Here is a 20592-nt window from a genome sequence, read left to right as displayed (position 1 = left end):
CGAGTCAAATTTTGGCGTTTTTTGTGTGAATAAATGTGATTTGTGAGCCCGTTTCAGGTTATTTATCATTTTTTCCCAGGTCGCTGGGGTAGAATGGCACCTTCCTTTTCCCGAGGCGCGAGGCAAGATGATTCCCGTAGAGCGACAGCAACGTATCCTGCAACTGCTGGCAGAGCGCGGCGTGGTCAGCATAGTGGAGCTGACCGACTGGCTGCAGGTCTCCCACATGACCATCAGGCGCGACATCCAGAAGCTGGAGGAGCAGGGGCGGGTACTCTCCGTTTCCGGCGGGGTCAGCCTCTCCCAGCGGATCAAGAGCGAGCCCTCCCACGCCGCCAAGCGCAGCCTGATGCAGGGGGCCAAGCTGGCCATTGCGCGGCTCGCCGCCGCCCAGGTGAGCGAGGGGAGCACCGTCTATCTGGATGCCGGTACCACCTCCCTGGAGCTGGCCCGGGAGCTGGCGCTTCGGGAAGATTTGATGATAGTGACCAACGACTTCATGGTCTGCGCCTACCTCATCGAGCACGGCCGCTGCCGCCTCTATCACACCGGAGGGCAGGTCATTCGCGAGAACCAGTCCTGTGCCGGGGAGGCCACCGCCCACTTCCTGCGCAACCTCCATCTGGACATCGCCTTCCTGTCAGCCTCCTCCTGGGACAGTCAGGGGATCTCCACCCCGAGCGAACAGAAGGTGCCGGTGAAGCGAGCCGTGGTGGAGTCGGCGGCGACCCGCATCCTTATCTGCGATTCGTCCAAATATGGCAAGGTGGGGACTTTCAACGTGGTGAGCTGGGATGCGATCGATCAGGTGATCACCGACGAGCAACTGCCCCAGAGCGCCCGCGAGGCATTGGCACAGCACGGGGTCAGGGTGACCATGGCGCCGCTGGCCAGTCTGGTGGCCAGCGCCGAACAGGGGTAAGGAGAGGGGCGACAGGCGGCGAACCACAGCGCCACCCGGCCGGGATCAGCGACCCTCTGCGGCCGGTGCGTCCGTCAGCTTGGCGGAGCCCTGGATCACCTCCCCCGCCTTCTCGATGTCCCGCCCCATCCCGTGGATGGTGTTGCAGCCCAGCAACCAGAGGCTGGTGCAGAGCACCAGCAGCATGCGATTCGTCTTCATCCTTGCTCCTTTCATGCTATGGGGTCAGTTTGAGCAGGCGCCCCTGGCCTGAATCCGTCAACAGGTAGAGGGCGCCGTCGGGGCCCTCCTTGACGGTACGGATCCGCTCCCCCAGATCAGTCAGCAGCCGCTCCGCCGACACTATCTTGTCTCCGTCGAGGTGCAGGCGCAACAAGGCCTGACCACGCAGGGCGCCGACGAACAGATCCCCCTGCCACTCCCTGAACAAGTCCCCCTGATAAAAGGTCATGCCCGAGGGGGCGATGGAGGGCACCCAGATCCAGCGCGGTGCCGTCATGCCCGGCGCGCTCTGGCCCACGCCAATCTTGCCGCCCCCGTACTCCTCGCCGAATGTCACTTTGGGCCAGCCGTAGTTGTGGCCGGGCAGGATGAGGTTGACCTCGTCCCCGCCCTGGGGACCGTGCTCGTGAGCCCAGAACTGCTGGCTGCCCGGGCGCAGGGCCGCCCCCTGCATGTTGCGATGGCCCAGGCTCCAGATCTCCGGCAGGGCCCCCGGCGTCTTGACGAAGGGGTTGTCGGCGGGGACCCGGCCATCCTTGTGCAGGCGCACCGTCTTGCCGAGGTGGTTGTCCAGCGTCTGGGCCCGCTCCCGCTCGCTGTAGCGATCCCCCAGGGTGATGAAGAGGTGGTCATCCGTCAGCACCAGGCGGGAGCCGAAGTGGGCGCCGCCGGCCACCTTGGGCTCTTGGCGAAACAGCAGTTGCCAGTCGACGAGGGCCTCTTTTTGCAGTCGGGCCCGGGCCACGGCGGTGCCGGCGCCTCCGTCCCCCGGCTCGCTGTAGCTGAGATAGAGCCAGCCATCGCCGTCCAGGGCGAGATCGAGCAGACCCCCCTGACCCGTGGCGGCGAGGGGCGGCAGGCCGGAGACCACATGGCGGTTGCCGCCCGCATCGATGCGCAGCAGGCGCCCAGGGCGCTCGCTGACGAGGTAGCCGCCATCCGGCAGGAAGGCGAGCCCCCAGGGGTAGCGTAGCTCCCCCGCCACCGGGGTCAGGGTCAGTGCCCGCACCGGGAGCACCAGGCAGACAAGCAGCAGGGCAAACAGTCGCAACATGGGACCTCCTCGAGCGGCCAGACCTGAATGTCGCTGAAGTATAGGGGAGGCAAACGGGAAAACGTGAGCAACAACAAGCCATTGGGTGATACCGGCGGTGCCGGTTGTTCCTTGGGGCAGGAAGGGAAAGGGGGTGAGCCAGGGCTCACCCCCCTCTGGCTAGAAGAGGGCTGGCACGATGCGAAGCGGGTGATCCGATGGTTTGACTTTGCCTATCTTGCGCTTGGGCAGCTTCACCGGCTCCGCCGGCAGCGCCTCGTAGGGGATGTGCGCCAGCAGGTGGGAGATGATGTTGAGGCGCACCCGTTTCTTGTCCTCGGAGTGGGCCACGAACCAGGGGGCCCAGGCGGTGTCGGTGGCGATGAACATGGCATCCCGCGCCCGGGTGTAGTCATCCCAGCGATCGAAGGACTTGATGTCCATGGGGGAGAGCTTCCAGATCTTGCGGCCATCGTCGATGCGATCACGCAGCCGCCGCTCCTGCTCTTGTGGGGTCACCTCCAGCCAGTACTTCAGCAGAATGATGCCAGAGTCCACCAGGGCTTTTTCCACCATGGGGGTGCCAGCTAGGAATTTGTCGCTCGCCTCCTCGCTGCAAAAACCCATGATGCGCTCCACCCCGGCCCGGTTGTACCAGCTGCGATCGAAGATGACGATCTCCCCCGCCGCTGGCAGATGGGGGATGTAGCGCTGGAAGTAGAGCTGGCTTTTCTCCCGCTCCGTGGGGGCGGGCAGTGCGACGACCCGAAAGACCCGGGGGCTGACCCGCTCGGTGATCGCCTTGATGGTGCCCCCCTTTCCAGCCCCGTCGCGCCCCTCGAAGACGATGCAGACCTTGAGCCCCTTGTGCACCACCCACTGCTGCAGCCTGACCAGCTCCACGTGCAAGAGGCGCAGCGCCTTTTCGTATGCCTTGTTGCCAAGGGGCTTTTGCGCCTCGGCCACGACCGGTTCTTCCGTTCTGGATTTTCGTTTGCTGCCCATGATGTCCTTCTCTGTGTCTCGGCGAATGGAAGGCCGTCCTGCCGGACGGCGCCCTTCAAGGGTAGATGACGGTGTGCCGCCACCGGGAGTGGCAACTACCGGGGGATGGCCGGGATCATCTTTGGTGGGGCTCGCGGGGTTGTTGGTGGCAGTGAGACATTGAAGAGGGGGGGCGGGACCTGGCCGCCATGGATGCAGGGGAAATGGCGCAGAAACGCACAAGGGGCTGGCATCATGACGATGCCAGCCCCTTGCTGTGTATGGTGTTCCCGACTGGAGTCGAACCAGTGGCCTGTCCCTTAGGAGGGGACCGCTCTATCCTGCTGAGCTACGGGAACCTTGTGGCGGGCATTATACAAGAAGCATTGTGCTTTTAAACCCTTGATTCCTATTCCAATACGGCCAGGTCACCGATTTGGAGATTGAACGGCGAATATTTGTTCTGACTGCTGATGATGGCGCCATCCTCGAACACCTGCACCACCTCGAACAGACCGTCTGCGGGGTTGCGCATCACCCTGGACTTGCCATAGGGGTCGGCGAAGTCGGCGCTGTGCTGGACCCGGAACTGGTCCCCGAGTTTGACCCCGTTGCGACGGCCCAGGTTGATGTGGGGGCCGCGCTCGTGCTGGGCCACGATCCGGGCGGTGACGGGGGCACAGGCGAGTTCGGCGGCGATGTCCTGGGCCGCCTCCTTCAACTGGTAGCCCACCTCCTGGCCAAAGCTCGACTGCCAGAACTGGCCGCCGCTGCTGCCCACCTGTTCCCGCTTGGAGAAGGTCCAGTTGGCGCGGCCCTTGTACTCCTTGCGGCCGAGCAGGCTGCCGTTAATGCCGTCGAACAGGTAGAGCTGCATGGAGAAATTGCGCACGGGATCCTCATACCAGCTGGTGAGGGCGTTGCCCTGGGGCTCGAGGGAGAGGTCGTCGATGCTGCCGAGCACCAGATACTGGCTGTCGGTGCGCAGGCTCAGGGCCTTGATCTCCTCGAGGGCGCTGCGATCCCCCTGTTGCAGATGGAGAGGGTCGATGCGCAGATTCTCGTCCAGCCACTGGCGAGCGACCACCTGGGGCGTCGTCGCCAGGGTTTCAAACAGCCGGCGGGAGAGATCGGCGGGCATGTCGTCCAGGGCACCGGTGCTCGCCTGGTCCGGGTAGCGCATGCGCAGGCGCACCAGCGTCAAATCCTTGGCGTAGTGCTGGGTCTGACAGATCTGCCGCTCCGCCTGGATGTCGGCCACGAGGGTGATGTACATGCGGCCGTTGCGCACCTCTTCGCGCTTGAGGCGGTACTGGCGGATGTCGCCGCCGGAGCGGATCTGGATCTGCTCGGAGCGCAGGCTGCCGTTTTCCAGGCGCTGGATGCTGGAGACGGAGGCGCCGCTGGCCAGCAGCGCCTGGCGCAGGGCATCCCGGGTCGCCTGCTCGCGGGCGTAGACCTCGTCGCCCCCCAGAATGGCGGCACTGCCCTGGGCCTCGATAAGTTCGGCCCTGGCCGACAGGCTGGCCAGCAGCAGGGTGAACAGCAGCGAAACTTTCATAACAAACACCTTGAGTGGGCGACCCCGCTGCCGCCGTGGGGCGGGTCAGGGATCCTGGACACAGATCCGGTCTGCACCGGAGCGGGTGACCAAATAAAAGCAAGAACCATGCCTTCTTCCCTGGCCGGAGCCCGTACGGTGGGCTCCGGTGGCACAGTGCACGCCTTTGCCCGGGGATCATCGAGGATCCTGCGCGCATTCCCGCCTCAAGTGTTGGCGGTTGCGACCGATAACAGGTCAGGTGCAGATACAGGAAAGGTATCCATGAAGAGAGTTATCACGGTGCTGGCGGTGGCGCTGGCATTGGTCGGTTGCGGGTCGGCCGACCCCATCAATCGGGAGCTGGGAGACCCTCGCCAGGCGGCGAAGGGGATGGAGCTCAACTGGCTGGTGGCCCGCATGACGGATCAGCTGATGGAGCGCAAGTCCCTCACCACCCTGACCGAGCCCATTGCTGTCGCCTCCTTTGTCGATCTCGACACCCTGAAGGACACCAACTGGATGGGGCAGCAGATCGAGGAGAGCTTCATCTACGAGCTGAACCGGCGCGGGGAAGTGGTGGTGGACTTCAAGACCACGGGCAACATCCAGGTGACCCCGCAGGGGGACTTCGTGATGAGCCGCAACTACAAGGATCTCTCGTCCCGGCTACCCATCTCCCGCATCCTGACCGGCACCTTCAGCCGCAATCAGCAGGGGATCCTGGTCAACGCCCGCATCATCGATCTGCGCACCAAGATGGTGGAGACCACGGCCCAGAGCCTGATCCCGAAACAATATTTGTCCGGTGCCAGCAACTCCTTTGGCCGGGCCTCCATCAATCGCGGTTACCTGATGCGGGGGGGCCAGAGCCCGTCCGGTCATCTGGTCAACCTGACCCCTTGAGGTGGCGCGTCATGAAGCGTGAAGCGGGCTGGCTGACATTGAGCCGTGAAACATCGGGTGTGGTGAACAGGAAAACGGGGAAACAGCGATGAAAATCTTGTTGGGTTGCCTGATGGCCATGTTGCTGACGGCGTGCAGTGGCAACCGGGTGGTGAACTATGACGTGGGCGAGAAGCCCGATGACTTCCCGGTGCTCAAGGCGGTGGGGTATGCGGTGATCGACATCCAGCCCGGCCCCTCCCAGTCCGAGAAGATGTTGCAGGCGATCCGCGCCTCCAAGATGGACGCCTACCGGGAGCTGGCGGAGCAGCTCAACGGCCAGCAGGTGCGCGGCCAGAGCAGCTACAAGGACCTGACCCAGACCTCCAACTCCCTGGATGTGTCGGTGGCGGGCATGGTGCGCGGTGCCCGGGTGGTGGCGACCTATCCCCGTGGCAACACCTATGCCACCGAGCTGGAGCTCGACACCCGCAACCTCTATCACCTGAACCAGCTGATGGCGGGCCAGTTCTAGGGCGGGTCCGGGGGGCGCCGGCATGAGCCCGGCGATCATCACGGCACAGACAAAGGCGAGCGCAGGCTCGCCTTTTTGTTTGGTCGGGAAGGGGCTCGGATCTGCGGGGAATAACCGGGGTTGGCGCCTTGGACGGGATAGGGCCTGGTGAGGATAACCGGGATTGGCGTCTTGGGGGGAGAGCTGGTCTTCTGCAGGAGAAACGGACTTGATGGGCTGGGCGGGATCCGGCCTGTGGCGAGGAAAAAGGGGGCTGAGATCGAACAAGAGGTGCCCGGGCGCCGGAATAGCAGCCTTTATTGTTTAGGTAAATCTAACGATGCTGCCATATCGTTAAATAAATTCAAACGATAGAAAGGCCCGGCAGGCGGCAAAAGGAGGCCGCAACGGGAGGAAGATGGCCTGATGGTGAGTGGAAAGACAGCAGCGCCAGGATCCCGGGTCCGCGAGGGAGGGGGGGGAGGGCGGTTTAACGCCGGAAGGGAGGGGCGGGACCGGGCGCGTCTCACGGGGAGGGCGCAGAGAGCACAAAGGCGAGCCGGGGCTCGCCTTTGTGTGGCAGGGGAGGGATCCGCTCCCCATCAGCTTCCCATCAAGACAGGCGGCACGGCGGTCGGCTTGACGTCTTCGCTCGGGTAGCAGCCCAGCACCTTGATGTAGCGGGTGATCTTGGTCAGCTCCAGCAGGGCGGCCTGCATGGCCGGGGTCTGCAGGTTGGCGGAGACATCCAGGTAGAACATCTCCTCCCAGGGGTTGCCCTGCACCGGACGGGATTCGAGCTTGGTCATGTTGATCTCGTGGCTGCGCAGCACCAGCAGCGCCTCCACCAGGGAGCCCGGCTTCTGGGAGGTGGACATAATGAGGGTGGTCTTGGCCGGGATCTGGGGTGCCACGTCGATGGGCTTGCGCGCCACCACGATGAAGCGGCTGTAGTTCTCCTTCTGGTTGGCGAGCTGCTCGGCCAGCACGTCCAGGCCATAGAGCTCGCCGCCGGCGGCGCTGCCGATGGCCGCCGCTTCCGGGCTTGCCAGCTCCTTGACCTTCATCATGGCGCTGGAGGAGGAGTCGCAGATTTCGTGGCGCGCCCCTTCCAGCTTGCTGAGGTAATGGGAGCACTGCTGGAACACCTGGGGATGGGCGTAGAAGGTCTTGATGCGTTCGATCTCGGTGGGCACGGCGGTGAGGATGCAGTGCTCGATGGGATAGGTGAGCTCACCCACGATGGAGAGGGTGGTGTGCTGCATCACGTCGTATACCTCGTTGATGGAGCCCGAGCTGGTGTTCTCGATGGGCAGCACCCCGAAGGCGGCGCGGCCCGACTCCACGGTGTCCAGCACCTCGCGGAAGTTCTGGCAGTTCACCTCGATCACCTGATCCTTGTAGCGGGCCAGGTACTTGCGGGCGGCCAGGCTCGAGTAGGAGCCGCGCGGTCCCAGGTAGGCGACGCTGGTCATGGGCTCCTGCTGCTGGGGGTTGAGCAGGCTCTGCAGGTAGGCCTGCTGGGAGAGCACGGAGTCTTCGATGATGGTGTGGTAGATGCGGGTGATGTACTGGGCATCCAGTCCGAGGGCGCGCCCTTTCTGGATCAGGGCGACCAGCAAGTCCTGTTCGCGCTGGTGGTCACGGATGGGACGGGGATTGGCCTGCTTGGCGCGGGCGACCTCGATGCTGAGGGTCTTGCGTTTGGCCAGCAGGGCGAGCAGCTCCTGATCCAACTGGGTGATGTCGTGTCTGATCTCGTCGAGCGTTGCCATGGTGGTTCCCTATCCAGTGATTCTGTGGTGTGTGGTGCAAAAAAAAGCCTCCGCTGGGGAGGCTCGATTCGTCTTTGGTTTCTGTTTACGCGAATGGTTCACGTGACGACGGGCCTTCCCTCATGTGGGCCGGGTAAACGAGAAAACAAAGAAGAATGGTGTGTTCATGGGCGTGTCCTGAATGTAACGCCATAACCATTAAGGGATTTGGCGGTGCGATGCAAGTAAAACTTGCCCGGGGGCGTTGAACGGGGCAGGGTGGTGGCTCGGGTTGCCGGGGGAGAGTGAGCGTCGTTCTGGTCCCTGTTTATGGCAACCACCGTGACCACATCCGTGGCAACAACACACAGAGGGGACGAGACGATGGCGGTGATCTTCGATCTGGGCAGGGTGGTGGTGCGCTGGGATCCGGTGGCCATAGTGAGTGCGGTGCGCGGACCTGAGGGGGCGACTGGGATCGCGGAGCAGCTGTTCAACCACCCGGACTGGCTGGAGGTGGACAGGGGGACCCTCTCCCTGCACACCATGGCCCGTCAGGCGCAGGGGCGCACCGGCCTGTCGATGGCGGAGAATCTGGCCATCTTGCAGGCGGTGCCGTCCTCCCTTGTGCCGGATCCCGCCATGGTGGCGCTCATCGAAGAATTGCACGGTGCAGGCCACACCCTCTATGCCCTCTCCAACATGGGGCACGCCAGCATCGACTGGCTGGAGCAGCATCAGTCCTTCTGGCGCTTCTTTCGCGGCAAGGTGGTGTCGGCCCGGGTGCGGATGCTCAAACCCGAGCCCGACATCTACCGCTATCTGCTGGTGTCGTTCGACCTGAGCGCGCAGGAGTGCCTCTTCATCGACGACAGCCCGGCCAACGTGGCGGCGGCCGAGGCGCTCGGTCTGCGGGGGCTGATCTTCACCGATCCGGCCCGGTGCCGGGCGCATCTGATCGCTCAGGGGTTGTTGCCTGCCTGAGGGGAGCCAGTTTCGCTTCGCAGCGAAAAAAGTGGGCAAAACCTTGATTGAGGGCAAATAACGTACAGCTTTATCCATGCTCTTTAAGTGTATATTCAGCTTGGGACGGGCAAAATGGTATCCAGTTCATCATCCGGAGTTGTTGTTATGGATGCCAATGTCGTTGCGCTGCATCGGGGATACGATCAGACCTTTCAAGCCAGGGAACAGAGGCTCATCAACACCCTGGCCGGTTACAGCGAACTGCTTGTCTCCTTCTCCGGCCGACTGGAATCCTGCTACAGCATGGATCTGTGCCGGGCCAGCGGGGTGCGATTTCGCGCCATCACCCTGGACAACCCCACCCTCAGCCGCCAGTCGGTGGCCAGGGCACAGCGCTACTGCCGGCACTACGGCATCCCCCATCAGGTGCTCAAGACCGACGAGATGATCTTCAGCGCGCACCTGGGCCACCTCGCCGAGGTGACCGACCCGGTGCGCTACCTCTGCCAGCAGCTCGAACATGAAGAGGGCCCGCCGCTGCTGATGTCGGCCTCGGTGGAGGAGAAGCGGGAGTACCTGCGCCGATTCCACAGCCTGCCCGCCAACACCCTCTGGATCTTTGCCGAGCAGGGGATGACCAACCGGGATTTTCGCTACGGCTTTCACAAGCGGCAACTGGCGCTCTGGGGAGACGTGGGGGAGGCCTGCCTGAGCCGGCGGTTTGTCGATATGGCCTCCCTGGACAGGCGGCACCTGCGGATGGTCGACATGGCCGAGCAGATGCTGGTGGACATGGGGTTGGGGGGAGCCCAGGTCTTCTTCCATACCCTGGGTGACAGGGTCACCACCCTTGCGAGGATCCGGGTGCCCGAACGGCTGCGGGCCCTGGTGTTCGACATGCAGCCCACCATCCAGAAGGCCCTCAGGAGTGCCCAGTTCGATCTGGTGACCCTGGATCTGGCCACGCTGGAGGATCCCCACCCCCTGGTCATCTGAGCCGGGGCGTAACGTGAGGGGGTCATAGGCAAGGAGGGCGCGACTCTTTATACTGCCCCCTTCGCATCCTTTATCGAGTGCCTGCCCATGAAACCCCTCTCCCGACTGCTGGTCGCCCTCTGTCTGTGCCCTCTGCTGGCCGAGGCGGCTCCCCTGCACCAGATCACCTTGCCGGATGGTCGCCAGGTGCAACTCAATGACGATTTCACCTGGGAATACCTGCTGGTCAAGCCGGCAGCCACGGTAGCCGGTCAGGCAGTGACGGCGAGTGTCGCGGCCCCGGTGCTGACCGAGCAGGCCATGGCCCATCCCGACTTGCTCTCCCAGGCGACCCGGGACGGCATCACGGTGAAGCTGGACCAGGTGGCGGGGGACGATCCCCTCAGCCTGCAGTTCGTGGTGAGCAACACCGGCAGTCGCAACGTGGTGCGCGTCAACGGCAGCCTGACCCTGTTCAGCGCCGACGGGGTGCAGCTCTCGAGCGAGCCCGTGCGCTTCTGGGTCGGGGAGAACCGCCTGCCTGACTCCTACCTGCGCAAGGGGGAGGCACGCACCTCCCGGGCCATCGAGCTGGCACGACCCGCCGGCCTCACCGGCAAGCCGCTGGTGCGGGTGCAGATCGACGAGGTGGAGTTCCGCTAGGATGACGGCGGGGGAGCCCTCGCTCCCCCGCAGAGTGTTGCACCGGTAACCGCCAGCAATATCCGCTTACATCTGACATGGTTTGGCAACAGCTTGCTCCTCGGCGTTGCCCCCTTTGCCCGTCACAATGGCTCCATTCCAGTTAGGTCCGCCTAACTCAACCCATGGAGTCAACAAAATGCAAAAGATCGCACTGTCTGTTCTGGTTCTGGCCGGTCTCTCTTCCACCTCCGTCCTGGCGCAAGATGCCTTCAGCTATGCCAAGGGCTCTGCCACCTGGGCCCACACCAAGTCTGACTACATCGGTGGCAAGGATGGGGAGAACCGCGACTTCGGCGGCCTGAGCCTGGATCTCTCCAAGAGCTTCACCAGCAATGTCTATGGCCGGATCGGCAGCGAATACACCTCCCGCAGCAGCGGCAACGACAGCATGGCCATCTCCAGTCTGGGGATGGGTGTCTACACCCCCCTCAGCACCGGCCTGAACCTCTACGGTGAAACCGGCCTGATGGGCTACAGCCTGGAACGGGAGCTGGCCTCCGACGTGAACCACTCCGGTTGGGATACCCTGGCCCGCAAGAAGAGCGGCAGCCTCTACGGAGAAGTGGGCCTGCGCTACGACACCGGCGCCGTCGAGCTCTCCACCGGCTATCGCTACGCCAACATGACCGACGACATGCACGACTTCAAGGCGGGGGCGGCGTACAAGCTGACCCAGAACCTGGCCCTCACCGCCGACTACACCTATCGCAACTGGGATCTGCAAAAAGGCTCCATCTCCAGCCTGGGTGTGAAATACAGCTTCTGATCATCCTTCCTGCAGGGTCTTCACCTTTACCCATGACTTCGGTCATGGGTTTTTTTTATGGGGGCTGATCCGCCCGCCGCCCCCTGGCCGTATCAGTTCGCAATAGTTATACAGCTTCCAATTTTTTGTATAACTGCTATAACTTACTCAAGGCTTATACAAGGGGCTTCATTATGTACAAGATCAAGGTCGGTATCAGTGCCTGTCTGCTCGGCCAGGAAGTGCGCTTCGACGGGGGCCACAAACGCTCCAGTTTCTGCGAACGGGATCTGGGCGCCCATTTCGACTATCACCCCGTCTGCCCCGAGATGGCCATTGGCCTGGGTGCACCCCGCGCCGCCATCCGGCTGGTGAAGCGCCAGGGCGAGGTGCGGGCCGAGGCAAGCAACGGGAGCTTCGACGTCACCGACAAGCTGATTGCCTTCAGCGAGCAGAAGGCACGCCAGCTCGACTTCCTCTCCGGCTACATCCTCTGCGCCAAGTCCCCCAGCTGCGGCATGGAGCGGGTGCGTATCTATGGCGCCAACAACGAGGGGAGCGCCAAGGAGGGGGTCGGCCTCTTCGCCAAGGCGCTGATGGAGGCCAACCCCCTGCTGCCGGTGGAGGAAGATGGCCGCCTGTGCGACCCCATCCTGCGGGAGAACTTCGTGCTGCGGGTCTTCGCCTACCACGACTGGCAGCAGCTCTGCGCCCGGGGGATCACCGCCTCAGCCCTGATCCGCTTCCATTCACGCTACAAGTACCTGGTGCTCTCCCACGCCACCACCCACTACCGGGCGCTGGGGCGCCTGCTCGCCAACCTTGGCAAGGCCAACCTGCAGGAGGTGGCCGACAGCTACATCCAGGGGTTGATGGCTGCGCTGACTCTTCGCGCCAACCGCCGCAGCCACACCAATGTGCTGATGCACCTGCAGGGCTACTTCAAGCGGGTGCTGACCCCGGCCCAGAAGCAGGAGCTGTGCGACACCATCGACAAGTACCGCACCGGGGTCTTCCCGTTGCTGGTGCCCCTTACCCTGATCCGCCACTACCTGCGCGAGTACCCGAACCCCTATCTCGCCGAGCAGGTGTACCTCAATCCCCATCCCGACACGCTGAAATTGCGTTACGGGCTGTGAAGGTGTGGCTGGATTTGGCCGATCAGGCCTACCTCGACCTTCATCCCGACACGCTCAAGCTGCGCTACGGGCTCTGAACCCCCTGTGCAGGCCCCGGTGGATGACCGGGGCCTCTTTCCAACGTCTGATGGACTCTCTCATGTCTGATGAATCACAAGCCGCCGCGCCTCTCCCCGACGAGGGCGTCTACCCCATTCGCGAGGTCTCCCGCCTCACCGGCGTCAACGCCGTCACCCTGCGCGCCTGGCAGCGCCGCTACGGGCTGGTGCAACCGGCCCGAACCGAGAAGGGCCATCGTCTCTACAGCGAGCAGGATATCCGCCAGATAGGCGAGATCCTGAGCTGGCTGGAGCGGGGGGTGAGCATAGGTCAGGTGAAGGGGCTCCTGAGCGAGCCCCAGAGTGCGCCGGTGAGCGATCACTGGCAGCAGACCCTGGAGCAGTTCAGCCAGGCGCTGCTCGCCTTCAACCAGCGCAAGGCGGAGGCCGAGCTTGGCGATCTGCTGGCGAGCTACCCCTTCGAGCTGGTGCGCAGCCGGGTGCTGCAGCCCCTGGTGGAGCGGCTGCTGGGGCTGTGGCGCGAGCGCCCCGATGGCGAGTTGCTGCAACAGGTGTGGCTCGGCTGGCTGCATACCCGCTTCGCCCGCCACCTCATCGAGCAGGAGAAGGGCGTGCCCGTCACCCTGGCAAGCTGGGGGCAGGTGGGGCCGCTGGATCTGGTCTGGGCTGCGTATGAGCTCATCGGTCAGGGTTATGAGGTGCAACTGCTGGGGGCGGTGGAGCCCCGCTATGCCACCCTGCTGGAGGGGCGCGCCACTCCCCCCTGGCTGATCCTGCTGGGGGCCGGGCTCGGCAAGCAGGACCAGGCCGCCGAATGGCCTGAGGGTACCCGCTTCTTTGGCGAGCTGGGACGCCTCTACGATGAGCCGTGGCGGCGTGCCCGCAACTGGCACGCCACCCTGGCAGAGGTCAGTGCGACGACCCGCACTGCCAAGGCGAAGGGCAAGGGCGGGAGAACACCGTCATGAGGCTGGTCTGGTTTCGCAACGATCTGCGTCTGGCCGACAACCCGGCCCTGCGCCACGCCTGCGCCGGAGATGAACCGGTCGCCGCACTCTTCATCGTCTCGCCGACCCAGTGGCAGCAGCACAAGCTGGCCCCGGTCCGCCAGCGCTTCATGCTGGCACAGGTGGATGCCATGGGCCGCGAGCTGGCGGCCCTCGGCATTCCGCTTCATCTGCTGCGGGTCGAGACCTTTGCCGAGGTGCCGACGGCGCTGACGGCGCTTTGCCGGGAGCTCGGGGTGAGCCAGCTCTACGCCAACCAGGCCATCGAGATTGACGAGCTGCGCCGCGACCACGCCGTCAGCGCCGCGCTGGGGGAGCAGGGCATGACCAGCCACTGGTTCAACGGCTGCTGCGTGCTGCCGCCCGGTCGGGTGCTGACCGGGTCGGGGGAGATGTTCAAGGTCTTCACCCCCTTCAGCCGCGCCTGGCTCAAGGCTCTCGAGGAGGATGGCTTCGTCATTCACCGTGCCCCCGCACCACGCGGCGAGCCGTTGCCGTGGCTGCCCCTGGCCGAGCGGGAGTGGGTGGACGACGGGCTGGGGGAGCTGACGGCGGACACCCGCTGGCCGGTGGGGGAGGCCGAGGCGAGCCGCCGGTTGCACGCTTTTCTGGATCAGGCGGTGCTCGATTACGGCGAGACCCGGGACTTTCCGGCGCTGGCGGGCACCTCCGTGCTCTCCCCCTATCTGGCGGCGGGCATCATCAGTGCCCGCCAGTGCGTGGGGGCGCTGCAGCAGCGTCTCGGCTACCGGCCCCAGTCGAAGGCCCAACCCGGTTTCGTCTGGCTCAACGAGCTCATCTGGCGCGAGTTCTACCGCCACTTGCTGGTGCTGATCCCGAGCCTCTCCATGAACCGCCCCTTCAAGCCGGAGACGGCGGCCCTGCCGTGGAGCTGGGATCCAGATGCCTTCGCCGCCTGGTGCGAGGGGCGCACCGGCTACCCCGTGGTCGATGCGGCCATGCGCTGTCTCAACGCCACCGGCTGGATGCACAACCGGCTGCGGATGATAGTGGCGAGCTTCCTCACCAAGGATCTCCACATCCACTGGCGGCTTGGGGAGGACTACTTCATGAGTCGGCTCATCGACGGGGATCTGGCGGCCAACAATGGCGGCTGGCAGTGGGCGGCGGGGACCGGGGCCGATGCGGCGCCCTATTTCCGGGTCTTCAACCCCACCACCCAGGGGCAACGATTTGATCCACAAGGGGAGTTCATTCGTACCTGGGTCACTGAGCTGGCGGATGTGCCTGCTGCCTATCTCCACGAGCCCCACGACTGGTTGCGGCTCAAGGGGCGGCAGGATTATCCGGCCCCCATGGTGGATCATGCCGTTGCACGGGTGAGGGCCATCGAGATGTTCCGCGAACTGGAGAAAAACTAGCATGAATGACGCGCTGGCCCGCTTTGTCATCCTCTACCTGCAATTGGACAAGCATCAGTTGCACCGCTTGCCGGAGGTCTATGCCGATGAGGTGCTCTTCATCGATCCTGCGCACCGGATAGAGGGGCTGGCCGCGCTCACCCGCTACTTTTCCTCCCTTTATGAGCGCCTTGCCCAGTGCAGCTTCGAGATAACGAGTCAGCAGCAGTCGGGCAACGAAGCCTGGCTCGCCTGGGTCATGACCTTCTCCCACCCCAGGATTGCCGGTGGCCGGGCTGTCAGGGTCGAGGGGGCCACCCGGCTGACGTTCGACTCCTGGGGCAAGGTGTGCCTGCACCGGGACTACTTCGATCTCGGGGCCATGCTCTACGAGCAGTTGCCGCTGCTGGGGCCCGTGGTACGTGCCATCAAGGGGAGGCTGGGGACATGAGCGGCCGGGTGCTGATCACCGGGGCCACCTCGGGCATCGGCCGCCAGCTGGCGCTGGATTATCGGCGCGCCGGCTGGCAGGTGTGGGGTTGTGGCCGGGACGAGGTGCGCTTGCAGGCACTGGCCGACCTGGGGATCACCCCTTTGCGATTCGATGCGCGCGACAGCGCCGCCATGGCCGGGGTGGCCGCGAGTCTGCCCGCCCTCGACCTGCTCATTCTCAATGCGGGCAATTGTGAATACATGGATCCGGCAGAAGGCTTTGATGGCGCCTTGTTTGCCCGGGTCATCGAGACCAACCTCATTGCCACCGGCAACGCCCTGGCCGCCTTGCTGCCGCGGCTGGGGGCGGGTGGACGGCTTGCCATCGTCAGCTCCTCGGTGAGCTGGCTGCCCCTGCCACGGGCGGAGGCCTATGGCGCCTCCAAGGCGGCCCTCGATTATCTGGCGGATACGTTGCGCCTGGATCTGGCCAGCAAGGGCATCGGGGTGACTCTGATCCGCCCGGGCTTCGTGCAGACGCCGCTCACCGACAAGAATGATTTTCCCATGCCCTGCCTGGTGACGGTGGAAGAGGCTTCCCGCGCCATCATGACGGGGCTTGCCGCCGGTCGCCACCAGATCCACTTTCCCCGTCGCTTCATCTGGCTGCTGCGCCTGCTCGGCGCCCTGCCGACAGGGCTCTGGCTGCGCCTTGGCCGCACACTCGTTTCGAAAGGACGCCCTTCATGAAGAAAAAGATCGCCATCGTCGGCTCCGGTATCTCCGGTCTCACCGCCGGTTTTCTGCTCCACAAGCTGCATGACATCACCCTGTTCGAGGCGGCGCCGACCCTGGGAGGCCACACCGCCACCGTGGAGGTGGAACAGGCTGGGCGCCACTATGCCATCGACACCGGCTTCATCGTCTTCAATGACCGCACCTATCCCAACTTCCTCAAATTGCTGGAGCGCATCGGGGTGGGGCGCCAACCCGCCGAGATGAGCTTCTCGGTCAAGAGTCCCGAGGGGATGGAGTACAACGGTCACAACCTCGATACCCTGTTCGCCCGGCGCCGCAATCTGCTGAGCCCGCGCTTCTATCGCTTCGTCGCCGAGATCCTGCGCTTCAACCGGGAGGCGCGGGCCTGGCTGGCCGCGCATCGCCAGCGGGAGCTGACCCCCGAGCTGACCCTGGGGGACTTCCTGCAGGCGGGGAAATTCAGCGACTATTTCGCCCGCCACTACATCCTGCCCATGGGGGCGGCCATCTGGTCCTCCACCCTGGCGGACATGCGTGCCTTCCCCTTGAGCTTCTTCCTGCGGTTTTTCGCCAACCACGGGCTGCTGGAGGTGGCGAACCGGCCCCAGTGGTATGTGATCCCGGGGGGCTCGCGAGAGTACATAGGGCCGCTCACGGCGGGCTGGCAGTCGCACATCCGCCTCGCTACCCCGGTGGAGGCGGTGCGCCGGGTGGCGGATGGCGTCGTGGTCACCAGCCAGGGGCAGGAGGCCCATTTTGACGAGGTGATCTTCGCCTGCCACAGCGATCAGGCCCTGGCCCTGCTGGCGGATGCGAGCGAGGGAGAGAGGGCCATCCTCGGGAACATGCCCTATCAGGCCAACGACGTCTGGCTGCACACCGACGCCTCCTGCCTGCCGATGCGCCGCAAGGCGTGGGCGAGCTGGAACTACCAGCTCGGTGAGGATGACGGGGCGCGCCCCCTGGTGAGCTACAACATGAACATCCTGCAGGGGGTGAGCTCCCCAGCGCCCTTCTGCGTCAGCCTCAATCCCCGTGGACGGGTGGACGAGAGCAAGGTGTTGCGCCGTTTCGTCTATCATCATCCGGTATTCAATCAGGGCTCCATCGCCGCCCAGCAGCGACGGGGCGAGATCTGTGGCCATCAGCATACCCACTTCTGCGGGGCTTATTGGTACAACGGTTTTCACGAGGACGGGGTGCGCAGCGCCCTGGACGTGGCCAGACGCTTCGGGGCCGAGCTATGAGCGGCGCCGCGGCCTTGACGCAGGGGGACGAGGGAATGGGGGAGGGGATCAGCGCCATCTGGCAAGGCTCGGTGCGCCATCGCCGCTTCGCCCCCAGGGCCCACGCTTTTTCATACAGCCTCTTCATGCTGGGGCTGGATCTGGACGAACTGCCCGGGCTTGAGCAGGGGCGCTGGTTTACCGTGGAGCGGGCCGGACTGCTCTCGTTTCGCCGCGAGGACTATATGCGGGGCAGCGAAGGGCCCCTCAAGCAGGCGGTCTGGGACAAGGTGGCGGCCCTTGGGGGGGATGCGGAGCCCGGCGGGCGGGTGCTGCTCCTTGGCAACGTGCGCTGCCTCGGGTTTTATTTCAGCCCGGTTAATTTCTATTTCTGCGATCGGGCGGGGGAGACCCGCTACCTGCTGGCGGAGGTCTCCAATACCCCCTGGAACGAGCGCCACTACTACCTGCTGGATCTGGCGGCGCTCTCCCCCCATGACAAGGATTTTCATGTCTCCCCCTTCATGGGGCTGGGGATGCGCTACCACTGGCGCATCCGGGCGCCGAAAGAGGAGGCGCTGATCCATATCGAGAGCCACCCCGTATCCGGTGAGAGCAAGCTGTTTGACGCCACCCTGGCCCTGCGCCGCGCGCCGCTGTCGCGCAAGGGGCTGGCGGCGCTGCTGGCTCGCTGGCCCTGGATGACCCTGAAGGTGCTGCTCGGGATCTACTGGCAGGCCCTGCGCCTTTTGATCAAACGCACCCCCGTCTTCACCCATCCGGAGAGCCGCCCGTGACGCTGACACACCCGTTTAACTCCGCTTCCTGGTGTTGTCAGCAGCCCATGGTGCGGGTTCATCCCAACCGAACGACCCCACTCTTGACCCATTCGGAGAGCCGCTAATGGAACTTGCTCAATCAACCCTCTCTGCCTCTTTCATCGACAAGGGGGCCAAGCAACTGCTGCTCAAATTGCTGGCGCGCCTTGAGCAGGGCCAGCTGGTGCTCCACGACGGCAGCGAGTGCCACCGTTTCGGCAAGGCGGGCAGCGACCTGCATGCCGAGCTGGTGGTGCAGGATCCGGCGTTTTATCGCCGCCTGCTGCTGGGGGGTGCATCGCCGCAGGAGAGACCTGGGTGGAGGGTCTCTGGACCAGCCCGGAGCCGGTGGCACTGGTGCGCTTGCTGGCCCGCAATCTGCCGCTGCTCGACGCCCTGGAACGGCGCCTCGGCTGGCTCAGCTTCCCGTTCAACAAGGTGCGCCACTGGTTCAATCGCAATACCCTGACCGGTTCGCGCGCCAACATCGCCGCCCACTATGACCTTGGCAACACCCTCTATCAGGGCTTTCTCGACGATCACATGCAGTATTCGAGCGCCATCTATCCCCACCCGGATGCCACCCTGGAGGAGGGGCAGCAGGCCAAGCTGCGCACCATCTGCGAGCGGCTTGAGCTTGGGCCGGACGACCATCTGCTGGAGATAGGCACCGGCTGGGGCGGTCTCGCCGTCTATGCGGCCCGTCACTACGGCTGCCGGGTCACCACCACTACCATCTCCCGGGCCCAGCACGACTATGCCAAGGCGTGGATCGAGCGGGAGGGGCTGGGAGATCGCATCACCTTGCTGCTGGAGGATTACCGCAAGCTGGAGGGACGCTATGACAAGCTGGTCTCCATCGAGATGATCGAGGCGGTGGGGCACGCCTTCCTGCCCGACTATTTCCGCCAGTTGTCGCGCCTGCTCAAGCCCGGCGGACGCCTGCTGATCCAGGCCATCACCATCGCCGATCAGCGCCACGCCCAGTATCTGCGCGGGGTGGACTTCATCCAGCGCTACATCTTCCCGGGAGGCTGCCTGCCTTGCGTCTCCCAGATGGCGGGTCTGCTGGCGCGGGAGACCGACATGCAGCTGGTACGGCTGCACGATCACGGCCACCACTATGCCCGTACCCTGGCCCACTGGTGCGAACGCTTCCTGGCGCTGGCCCCGGAGCTGCCCAAGCTCGGTTACAGCCAGGATTTCATCCGGCTCTGGCACTTCTACTTCGCCTACTGTGAAGGGGGATTCTGGGAACGGGCCATCAGCCTGGTGCAACTGGAGGCCGCCAAGCCGGGGCCCCATGGCTGGTCCGGGGACTTGCCGGCAAGCGGTCGCTGATCATGTGGCAGTGGGCCCACCTGCTGGGATTCAACCTCTACTGGTTGCTGGCGGTGACATGGCAGCAACCGGGCCCGCTGCTCGGGATGCTGCTGCTCCATTTCATCTTCTCCCCCCGCCGTGGGCAGGACTGGCGCCTCATCCCGGTCGCCCTGGCAGGCTGCCTGCTCGACATCCTGCTCTGGCGCCTCGGCCTGTTTCACTTTCCGTCCGGTTTTCCGCTCTGGCTGTTGCTGCTCTGGTGCGGTTTCGCCCTGACCCTCTCCCACGGCCTTCCCTGGCTTCGCCCCTTGCCGCGCTGGCAACAGGGGCTGTTCGGCATGGTGGGGGGCGCCTCCTCCTATATGGCGGGGGCCGCCATGGGGGCAGTAAACTTACCCTGGGGCATCTGGACAAGCGCAGTGCTGCTGGCGGTGATCTGGATGTGGTGGTTACCCGTACTCCTGTGGGTAACGGTCAAGCTGGAGGGTGAGACGAGATGAACACCTTTTCGACCGACACCTTGTTGTTTTCCAAGTGGACCAGGGATGGCCAGTGCGAGCTGGCCGAGCGTTTCTACCTGGTGGTGGCCTGCCAGCGCGATGCCCAGGGGCATCTGGCGAGCGTGGTGATGCAGGATATCAACACCCTGCAGGAACAGGAGATGGACTGGCATGAACTGGAGGATCCCGCCCGTTGGCACATGGGGTGGAACTAGCCTGCTGCTGGCGGCCTTGAGCCTGCCACTGTTTGCGACCGCCCAGAGCGTTGCCGCCCCCTGGCAGGGGCTGCGTACCGTGGGACAGGGGGAGATGCGCTGGCTCTGGTTCAAGCTCTATGACGCCACCCTCTACAGCGAGAGCGGTCGCTATCAGCCGGGGCGCTACCCGCAGGCCCTCAGCATTACCTACGCGAGGGCCATCGAGCGCCAGGATCTGCTGGAGGCGACCGCCGCCGAGTGGCAGCGGCTCGGCCTTGGTAGCGAGAGTGAGCGCCAACGCTGGCTGGCTCGACTGGCCACGCTCTGGCCGGATGTCGCCCCCGGCGACAAGCTGGTTTTTTATGTGGACGAGCAAGGCACGGGCCACTTCTGGTTGCGAGATCGCCTCCTTGGCTCTCTCGATGATCCCGCCTTCGCCCCCGCGTTTCTTGCTATCTGGCTGACTGACGACAGCCGGGATCCCGCTCTGACCCGCCGCCTGCGCGGCCAATCCTGATGGAGTATT

The 20592-nt window shown here is 64.5% G+C and carries 22 protein-coding genes, 1 tRNA gene, 1 pseudogene and 1 other annotated feature; of the genes and pseudogenes, 18 read left to right on the top strand and 6 right to left on the bottom strand.

Going from position 1 to position 20592, the window contains the following annotated elements:
- Nucleotides 1-127: 127 nt before the first annotated feature.
- On the top strand, nucleotides 128-922 hold the full coding sequence (locus tag C2U47_RS04275) for a DeoR/GlpR family DNA-binding transcription regulator (protein ID WP_010673300.1): 795 nt from the start codon (nucleotides 128-130) through the stop codon (nucleotides 920-922).
- 45 nt (nucleotides 923-967) lie between these two features.
- On the opposite strand, the gene C2U47_RS23500 is transcribed toward C2U47_RS04275, so the two are convergent.
- The 5 genes from C2U47_RS23500 to C2U47_RS04250 all read right to left on the bottom strand — a co-directional run bounded on the left by C2U47_RS23500 (nucleotide 968) and on the right by C2U47_RS04250 (nucleotide 4722).
- Nucleotides 968-1123 (bottom strand): entericidin A/B family lipoprotein, encoded by a 156-nt coding sequence (locus tag C2U47_RS23500; protein ID WP_010673301.1) that lies wholly within the window; start codon nucleotides 1121-1123, stop codon nucleotides 968-970.
- Nucleotides 1124-1139: 16 nt separating this feature from the next.
- The gene (locus C2U47_RS04265; RefSeq protein WP_010673302.1) at nucleotides 1140-2198 is read right to left on the bottom strand and encodes a PQQ-dependent sugar dehydrogenase; all 1059 of its coding nucleotides are present in this window, start codon (nucleotides 2196-2198) and stop codon (nucleotides 1140-1142) included.
- Nucleotides 2199-2357: 159 nt separating this feature from the next.
- A complete protein-coding gene (gene ppk2 / locus C2U47_RS04260) occupies nucleotides 2358-3182 on the bottom strand; it encodes a polyphosphate kinase 2 (protein ID WP_010673303.1) in 825 nt (274 codons plus the stop codon).
- Between the two features lie 261 nt (nucleotides 3183-3443).
- Nucleotides 3444-3520 (bottom strand) — tRNA-Arg (locus C2U47_RS04255).
- A gap of 50 nt (nucleotides 3521-3570) precedes the next feature.
- Nucleotides 3571-4722 (bottom strand): flagellar assembly protein FlgT, encoded by a 1152-nt coding sequence (locus C2U47_RS04250; protein WP_010673309.1) that lies wholly within the window; start codon nucleotides 4720-4722, stop codon nucleotides 3571-3573.
- A 264-nt stretch (nucleotides 4723-4986) separates the two neighbouring features.
- Between C2U47_RS04250 and C2U47_RS04245 the strand changes: the two genes are divergently transcribed.
- Nucleotides 4987-5607, top strand: a complete 621-nt coding sequence (locus C2U47_RS04245; RefSeq protein ID WP_010673310.1) for a FlgO family outer membrane protein — start codon at nucleotides 4987-4989, stop codon at nucleotides 5605-5607.
- 88 nt (nucleotides 5608-5695) lie between these two features.
- Nucleotides 5696-6121, top strand: a complete 426-nt coding sequence (locus C2U47_RS04240) for an LPP20 family lipoprotein (RefSeq protein ID WP_010673311.1) — start codon at nucleotides 5696-5698, stop codon at nucleotides 6119-6121.
- A gap of 581 nt (nucleotides 6122-6702) precedes the next feature.
- Here the strand turns inward: C2U47_RS04240 and pheA are convergent.
- Nucleotides 6703-7875, bottom strand: coding sequence for a prephenate dehydratase (gene pheA / locus C2U47_RS04235; RefSeq protein WP_010673312.1), 1173 nt, complete (start codon nucleotides 7873-7875; stop codon nucleotides 6703-6705).
- Nucleotides 7876-7913: 38 nt separating this feature from the next.
- Nucleotides 7914-8047, bottom strand: a sequence feature (Phe leader region).
- A 191-nt stretch (nucleotides 8048-8238) separates the two neighbouring features.
- On the opposite strand from pheA, the gene C2U47_RS04230 reads away from it, so the two are divergent.
- The 15 genes and pseudogenes from C2U47_RS04230 (at nucleotide 8239) to C2U47_RS04160 (ending at nucleotide 20583) form a co-directional block, all read left to right on the top strand.
- Nucleotides 8239-8838, top strand: coding sequence for an HAD family hydrolase (locus C2U47_RS04230; RefSeq protein ID WP_010673313.1), 600 nt, complete (start codon nucleotides 8239-8241; stop codon nucleotides 8836-8838).
- Nucleotides 8839-8985: 147 nt separating this feature from the next.
- Complete coding sequence (locus C2U47_RS04225; protein ID WP_010673314.1) at nucleotides 8986-9816, top strand: hypothetical protein; 831 nt, start codon at nucleotides 8986-8988, stop codon at nucleotides 9814-9816.
- A gap of 87 nt (nucleotides 9817-9903) precedes the next feature.
- Nucleotides 9904-10458 carry a DUF3157 family protein gene (locus C2U47_RS04220; protein ID WP_010673315.1) on the top strand — a complete coding sequence of 185 codons (555 nt, stop codon included), beginning with the start codon at nucleotides 9904-9906 and terminating at the stop codon, nucleotides 10456-10458.
- Nucleotides 10459-10636: 178 nt separating this feature from the next.
- On the top strand, nucleotides 10637-11266 hold the full coding sequence (locus C2U47_RS04215) for an outer membrane beta-barrel protein (protein WP_010673316.1): 630 nt from the start codon (nucleotides 10637-10639) through the stop codon (nucleotides 11264-11266).
- A gap of 173 nt (nucleotides 11267-11439) precedes the next feature.
- Nucleotides 11440-12384: a YbgA family protein gene (locus C2U47_RS04210; protein WP_010673317.1), complete on the top strand. Its 945-nt coding sequence runs from the start codon at nucleotides 11440-11442 to the stop codon at nucleotides 12382-12384.
- Nucleotides 12385-12523: 139 nt separating this feature from the next.
- Complete coding sequence (locus C2U47_RS04205) at nucleotides 12524-13411, top strand: MerR family transcriptional regulator (RefSeq protein WP_010673318.1); 888 nt, start codon at nucleotides 12524-12526, stop codon at nucleotides 13409-13411.
- Nucleotides 13408-14832, top strand: a complete 1425-nt coding sequence (gene phrB / locus C2U47_RS04200; RefSeq protein WP_010673319.1) for a deoxyribodipyrimidine photo-lyase — start codon at nucleotides 13408-13410, stop codon at nucleotides 14830-14832. Before C2U47_RS04205 ends, phrB begins: the two co-directional genes overlap by 4 nt.
- A 1-nt stretch (nucleotide 14833) precedes the next feature.
- A complete protein-coding gene (locus tag C2U47_RS04195) occupies nucleotides 14834-15262 on the top strand; it encodes a nuclear transport factor 2 family protein (protein WP_010673320.1) in 429 nt (142 codons plus the stop codon).
- Nucleotides 15259-15993: an SDR family NAD(P)-dependent oxidoreductase gene (locus C2U47_RS04190; protein WP_010673321.1), complete on the top strand. Its 735-nt coding sequence runs from the start codon at nucleotides 15259-15261 to the stop codon at nucleotides 15991-15993. Before C2U47_RS04195 ends, C2U47_RS04190 begins: the two co-directional genes overlap by 4 nt.
- Nucleotides 15990-17249, top strand: coding sequence for an NAD(P)/FAD-dependent oxidoreductase (locus tag C2U47_RS04185; protein WP_010673322.1), 1260 nt, complete (start codon nucleotides 15990-15992; stop codon nucleotides 17247-17249). Before C2U47_RS04190 ends, C2U47_RS04185 begins: the two co-directional genes overlap by 4 nt.
- Nucleotides 17246-18025: a DUF1365 domain-containing protein gene (locus tag C2U47_RS04180; protein WP_029313896.1), complete on the top strand. Its 780-nt coding sequence runs from the start codon at nucleotides 17246-17248 to the stop codon at nucleotides 18023-18025. The genes C2U47_RS04185 and C2U47_RS04180 overlap by 4 nt, the downstream gene beginning before the upstream one ends.
- Before the next feature lie 106 nt (nucleotides 18026-18131).
- Nucleotides 18132-19387, top strand: a pseudogene (locus tag C2U47_RS04175) (class I SAM-dependent methyltransferase).
- Between the two features lie 2 nt (nucleotides 19388-19389).
- Entirely contained in the window at nucleotides 19390-19869 is a 480-nt protein-coding gene (locus tag C2U47_RS04170) for a DUF2878 domain-containing protein (protein WP_010673325.1), read from the top strand.
- A complete protein-coding gene (locus tag C2U47_RS04165; protein ID WP_010673326.1) occupies nucleotides 19866-20084 on the top strand; it encodes a TIGR02450 family Trp-rich protein in 219 nt (72 codons plus the stop codon). Before C2U47_RS04170 ends, C2U47_RS04165 begins: the two co-directional genes overlap by 4 nt.
- Entirely contained in the window at nucleotides 20041-20583 is a 543-nt protein-coding gene (locus C2U47_RS04160; protein WP_029313899.1) for a chalcone isomerase family protein, read from the top strand. The genes C2U47_RS04165 and C2U47_RS04160 overlap by 44 nt, the downstream gene beginning before the upstream one ends.
- Nucleotides 20584-20592: the final 9 nt, after the last annotated feature.

The organism is Aeromonas sp. ASNIH7 (assembly GCF_002903485.1).
GTDB lineage: Bacteria > Pseudomonadota > Gammaproteobacteria > Enterobacterales > Aeromonadaceae > Aeromonas > Aeromonas caviae.
The sequence above is the reverse complement of the archived record's forward strand: the minus strand, read 5'-3'. Positions and strand labels throughout refer to the sequence as shown.